Source organism: Streptomyces sp. NPDC048496, from assembly GCF_043200055.1.
GTDB lineage: Bacteria > Actinomycetota > Actinomycetes > Streptomycetales > Streptomycetaceae > Streptomyces.
Map to the genome: position 1 here is coordinate 1 of NZ_JBICXB010000112.1, position 4,887 is coordinate 4,887.

Annotated in this window: 3 protein-coding genes and 1 pseudogene; 1 reads left to right on the top strand and 3 read right to left on the bottom strand. The window is 67.1% G+C overall.

The annotated features are described in order from the left end of the window. Nucleotides 1–96: 96 nt before the first annotated feature. The 3 genes and pseudogenes from istB to ACGFSA_RS34805 all read right to left on the bottom strand — a co-directional run bounded on the left by istB (nucleotide 97) and on the right by ACGFSA_RS34805 (nucleotide 3,347). Nucleotides 97–888, bottom strand: a complete 792-nt coding sequence (istB, locus tag ACGFSA_RS34795) for an IS21-like element helper ATPase IstB (protein ID WP_393310132.1) — start codon at nucleotides 886–888, stop codon at nucleotides 97–99. Further along, nucleotides 888–2,357, bottom strand: a pseudogene (istA, locus tag ACGFSA_RS34800) (IS21 family transposase); the annotation flags it as partial. The pseudogene istA and the gene istB, both read right to left, overlap by 1 nt. A 60-nt stretch (nucleotides 2,358–2,417) precedes the next feature. Next, the gene (locus tag ACGFSA_RS34805; RefSeq protein WP_393310134.1) at nucleotides 2,418–3,347 is read right to left on the bottom strand and encodes a transposase family protein; all 930 of its coding nucleotides are present in this window, start codon (nucleotides 3,345–3,347) and stop codon (nucleotides 2,418–2,420) included. A 478-nt stretch (nucleotides 3,348–3,825) separates the two neighbouring features. On the opposite strand from ACGFSA_RS34805, the gene ACGFSA_RS34810 reads away from it, so the two are divergent. Beyond that, nucleotides 3,826–4,854: a helix-turn-helix domain-containing protein gene (locus ACGFSA_RS34810; RefSeq protein WP_393310136.1), complete on the top strand. Its 1,029-nt coding sequence runs from the start codon at nucleotides 3,826–3,828 to the stop codon at nucleotides 4,852–4,854. The last annotated feature ends 33 nt before the right edge of the window (nucleotides 4,855–4,887 follow it).

A 4,887-nucleotide genomic window follows, 5' to 3' on the forward strand; every position in this document is an offset into this window, starting at 1 on the left:
ACACCGCGCCCGACTCAGCCACCGCCGATGGCACGCGTACGCCGACACCACACCATGATCAGAAAGCACGCCGACTGTTATCTACAGCTGCCGTAATCAGCTGAAGGGCTTGACTCCCTGTCCGGAGGTGGCCTGGGTGAGCCGGAAACTGTCACCCTGGGTGACCACAATGTGAGCGTGGTGCATGAGCCGGTCGACGGTCGCGGTGGCCAGAGTCTTTGGCATGATCTCGTCGAATCCGGAGGGGTGGAGGTTGCTGCTGACCGCGAGCGCACGTCGTTCGTAGGCGGCATCGACCAGGCGGTAGAAGCCCTCGGCGGCGTCGGGACTGACGGGCAGCAGGCCGATGTCGTCGACGATGATGAGGTCGGAGCGGATCACCCGGGTCAGGGCCTTGGCGATGGAGTCGTCGGCCCGGTGGCGGCGGACGAGGGCGCCAAGGTCTTCGATGGAGAACCAGGCGACGGCCATCCCGGCCTCGACGGCGGCCTGGCCCAGGGCCTCGCACCAGTGGCTTTTCCCGGTCCCCGAGGGCCCGACTACGCAGAGATTCTCCCTGCGTTGGACCCATTCGAGGGTCTTGATGGAGTCCTGGGTGGCGCGGGGTATGGAGGATGCCTGCTCGTCCCAGTCGCCGAAAGTTTTCCCGGCGGGGAACCCGGCCCGCTTGCGCCGGGTGTGAAGGTTCGCGCGGTCCCGGCCGGCGGCCTCTTCGGAGAGAAGGACGCGTACGACTTCCGCAGGGTCCCACCTCTGGGCCTTCGCGGTGGGGATCACATCGGGCAACGCCTTACGGATGTGCGGGAGTTTGAGCCGCTTGGTCAACTCGATGGCCTCGGCGAGCTGGTCGCCGCTGGAGCCAGAAACAGTGCGAAGCGGGGTGGCCATCAGAGGGTGTCACCTTCGTCGTCGATCTCGAGCGGGATGGTGCCGAAGCTGGACCAGGCCGAGGTGCCGGGCTGCAGGCTGTGGGTTTCGCTGGCGCGGGTGACCTCGACGCTTTCCCGGCCGACCTGGTAGTCGAGGATGGAGATGAGGTCCTTCTCGGCGAACCGGCCGGTGACCGCGGCGGTGCCAAGTGCCCGATCGACCTCGGCGGTGGAGTAGAGCTTGGAGAAGGCGACGGCCTCGGCCATCTTCGCCTTGACCTTGCGGGTGCCGGCGGTGGCGGCCTCGACCAGCCAGGAGGCGGCGCCGGGGCCGAGCATCAAGAACGCGGCCTCCTCGGCGCTGGTCGCCTTCGGAGTGCGGTCGCCTTCCTTGTTCTCGCGTGGTGGGTAGTGCGCGTCATCAAGGACCGGGGTGCCGGCCGATCCGCGCGGGTGGCGGGCCACCTCGCGGGCATGGCCGTCGGCGGTGTCGACCGCGGTGACGATCAGCTCGTCGCCGTGGAAACGGGCCCAGACCCGGGTGTCGATCAGCTGGTGCGGAACCGAGTAGCGCACGGCCTCGACCGAGATCGTGGCATCCCAGCAGACCCGCCGGGTGGTGCCGAACGCGACGGTGAAGGGCTGCTTGGGCAGCGGGTGCAATCGCTGGCGTTCCTCGGCGAGCATCTCGACCGGCCGACGCTTGGTCTCGCGGTGGACCCGGTTGTTGACCTCCTCACAGAAGATGCGGCAGGCCGACTCCAGAGCGGCGAAGTTGCGGTACTCCTCGAGAAGGTTGATGTCCTTGGGGACCAAGTCCGCCTTGGCGATGCGGACGGTTGCCTCGCTCCCGCCCTTGGTTTCGGGGTCCGCCGGCAGACAGGTGCGTATCGTCATGCCGTAGTGGCGGGCGACCTCGACGATCTCGGGGTTTCGGACCGCGATCCCGGCGATGTGGTCGGTGGTGACCGTCTTCTCGTTGTCGGTCAGCGCGTAGGCCGGGACCCCGCCGATCCGCCGCAGCGTCGCGTCCAGGCAGGCGGTGATCGTCGGGAGCGTCTTGTCCCAGACCGGGATCACCACGCGGAAACGCGACCAGGCCACCCACGCGCACCACAAAGAAGTGCGGCGTCCGCCGATCTGCGGGCCCTCGCCCCAGTCCCATTGCAGCCATAGTCCCGGCTCGGTGATCCAAGGCCGATAGACACGCCGCTGACCGGCCCTGAACTGGGCTTTTGCCTCGGCGACCGTGCGGCGGGTGGTGCGTTCCCCGCCCGTGAAGCCCATCGCGGTGATCCTCTTGTGGACCACGTCCGCGCGGATCCGCCCGTTCGAGCGGACCACCAGCTCTTCGATCTTCGGCAGGAACACGTCGATCGCGCGGTCGCGGTGCCGGCGGGTGTCGGGGTGATGTCCGGCGGCCCGCATCTTCACATATCGGGCCACCGTGTGGTGGTCGCACCCGGCGAGCTCGGCCGCCGCGCGGTAACGACGTGGTGCGCGATTGAGGTCGGGCCGTGTCGGCCTGGCGGGTTGGCTGGTGGTTGATTACCGCATGGCCGTGCGGTCGGACACCAGGCCGGCGATGGCCTGGTAGGTCTGGTCGAAGTACTCGCGGCGTCCGATCCAGCGTTGGAGGGGCCGCCACTGCTTGTGCTCGGCATTAGCGTGCTCGACGCAGATCCGCTCGGAGGACTGCTGCCTGCGCGCTTCGTCCCAGGCGGCCAGGTCCTCGGGCGGGGCATCCTTCTTCGGCTTCAGCGGTGGGGCTTGGACCTGGTCGGGGAACTGCTTGGCCAGTCCCCGGTAGCCGGCGTCCACCTTGGCCTTGACCTGGGGGAACCTCTCGAACAGGTCGCAGATGCCCTCGGTCTTCAGTGCGGTCTGGTCGTGCTGGCGGCCGGGCCGGAAGGCCCCCGCCCACAGCGTGCGGCCCTTCTCGTCGGTAACGACGGTGGCCTTCTTGGTGTTCTGCCGCATCTTCCCGGAGATGAATGCCCGGCGGCCGGGCTTGTTCGCCTGTGGGCGTCGGACCCGGACCTCGGTGCCGTCGATCCGCAGTTCCACGCCCTCGGCGGCTGCGTAGGCGAAGACATCTGCCAGAGTGCGAAGGCGCAGGTCGGGGCTTCCGGGGACGGCGAAGCCGCGGGCGGCGAGCAGGGGGCGGATCTCGTGGACGGCGCGGGTGATCGTGGAACGGTCCACTCCGTGGAACAGGGCGAGGGCGGCATGAGGTAGCTGGAAGCGCAGGATGACCAGGGTGACGACGACCCGGTCGGTGAAGACGAGTTGGTGGTCCGGGCCCGCTCCGGCGGCGCGCTGCCGGTCATGGCCCCGGCGTTCGCGCAGGTTGGACTCCTGCCCGGCCACCCACGGCCCGGCCAACTCGGCGACCAGCTTGCCCAGGCGGCGGCGCGGGATCCCCGTACAGATACGATGGCTCAAGGCCGTGCGGGCCCATCCTGACGTCACAATCATGATCGTCCCGCACGGCCGTTCGCATGCTCAGACCGGGGCGTCAGCTATCGCGCACCACGTCGTAACTGCCCGTGAGGTCGTACGCCTCAAGGATGTCCATGATCTCCCTGCTGTTCTTCACCCGCTCGAGCTTCGCCGACCGGGTACGTCTGGGGCGAGCGGGGAGATATCTGGCCGTCCGTGGGGAAATCCCTGGCCATCAGTGGGGCCGTAAATGGCCGCCTATGGGGAGTATGCCGAGGCCACGGTCACCCGCTGACCCGGAGCACGAGAGAAGAGGAGAAACCGTGCCCCGCAGGCTCGATGACGACGCCCCCGACAGGGCCGCGTGAATTTACGCCGTATCTGGCCACAGGAGGACCGCTTCGAGGCATCTGGATCAGATGTTCAGTTTGCGGTCGAAGGGTTTTCGCATGATGGAGCCCGACAGGGTGCTTCGCCAGCCGTAGGCGGAGAGATGGACCGAACGGGGCGGTAAATGATCGAGACGGTGTTCAGTACCGAGGACCTGCCGCAGGCGGACCGCTGGGCGTCCTGGTACGACTTAATTACTCGTGCCTATTTGCGTACCGAGCTCCGCACAGAGCATCAAGACGACTTCCAGGGACGGGTGCACCTGGTCGACCTCGGGTCCGTGCAGGTGTCCACACTGGTCTACAGCCCGGTGGAGCCGCGCCGAACTTCGAAGCTGATCCGGCAGTCCGATGCGGAGCTGTATCAGCTGTCACTGGCCTTGCACGGGATGTTCGGGCTGACCCAGGCAGGCCGTGAGACCGTGGCCGGCCCGCGTGACTTGATGCTCTACGACTCTTCCCGGGCCTTCCACGGCTGGACAGCCGACGAAGGAGGCACTGTCGGCCATCTTCTCCTTCAGATACCCAGGACGCTTCTCCCGGTTGCCCAGAACGCTCTGGCGCAGCTCACCGCCGTCCGATTACCGGGAAACAAGGGAATTGGTGCTGTGCTCTCACGTCACCTCATCGAACTGTTGAAGAACGCCTCCAGCTACACGCCGGCCGACGCCGCACGTCTCGCTACCATCACGCTGGACCTGCTCGCCGCCTTGTGCGCCCACCACCTCGAAGCCGCTGGCTCTCTTCCGCCTGAGACGCGCACAGCGGCCTTGCAGGTGCAGATCCACGACTTTATCCAGCAGCGGCTCGGCGACCCCGGACTCACCCCCGACGCCATCGCCGCCGCTCACCACATTTCTACCCGCTACTTGTACAAACTCTTTCAGGGGCAAGGTCTTACCGTCGCGAACTGGATCCGCAGACGCCGCCTCGAACGCTGCCACCGCGATCTGACCGACTCACACCTGCGCTCTCTCCCTGTCCATGCCATCGCTGCCCGATGGGGCTTCACCGACGGCGCCAACTTCAGCCGCGCGTTCCGCACGGCGTACGGCCTATCGCCCAAGGAATGCCGATTGCTGATTCCCTCAATCCCGGCAGCTGTAGTTCTTGATCGTCATGGTGGTGGTGTCATGTGGTCGCGGCGGCGGTGACGTTGTTCCAGCGCCGGTGGCAGGCTTGTGCGA

Coding starts and splice junctions, on each gene's coding strand:
- istB (WP_393310132.1), bottom strand. CDS start 888: ATGGCCACCCCGCTTCGCACTGTTTCTGGCTCCAGCGGCGACCAGCTC.
- ACGFSA_RS34805 (WP_393310134.1), bottom strand. CDS start 3,347: ATGATTGTGACGTCAGGATGGGCCCGCACGGCCTTGAGCCATCGTATC.
- ACGFSA_RS34810 (WP_393310136.1), top strand. CDS start 3,826: ATGATCGAGACGGTGTTCAGTACCGAGGACCTGCCGCAGGCGGACCGC.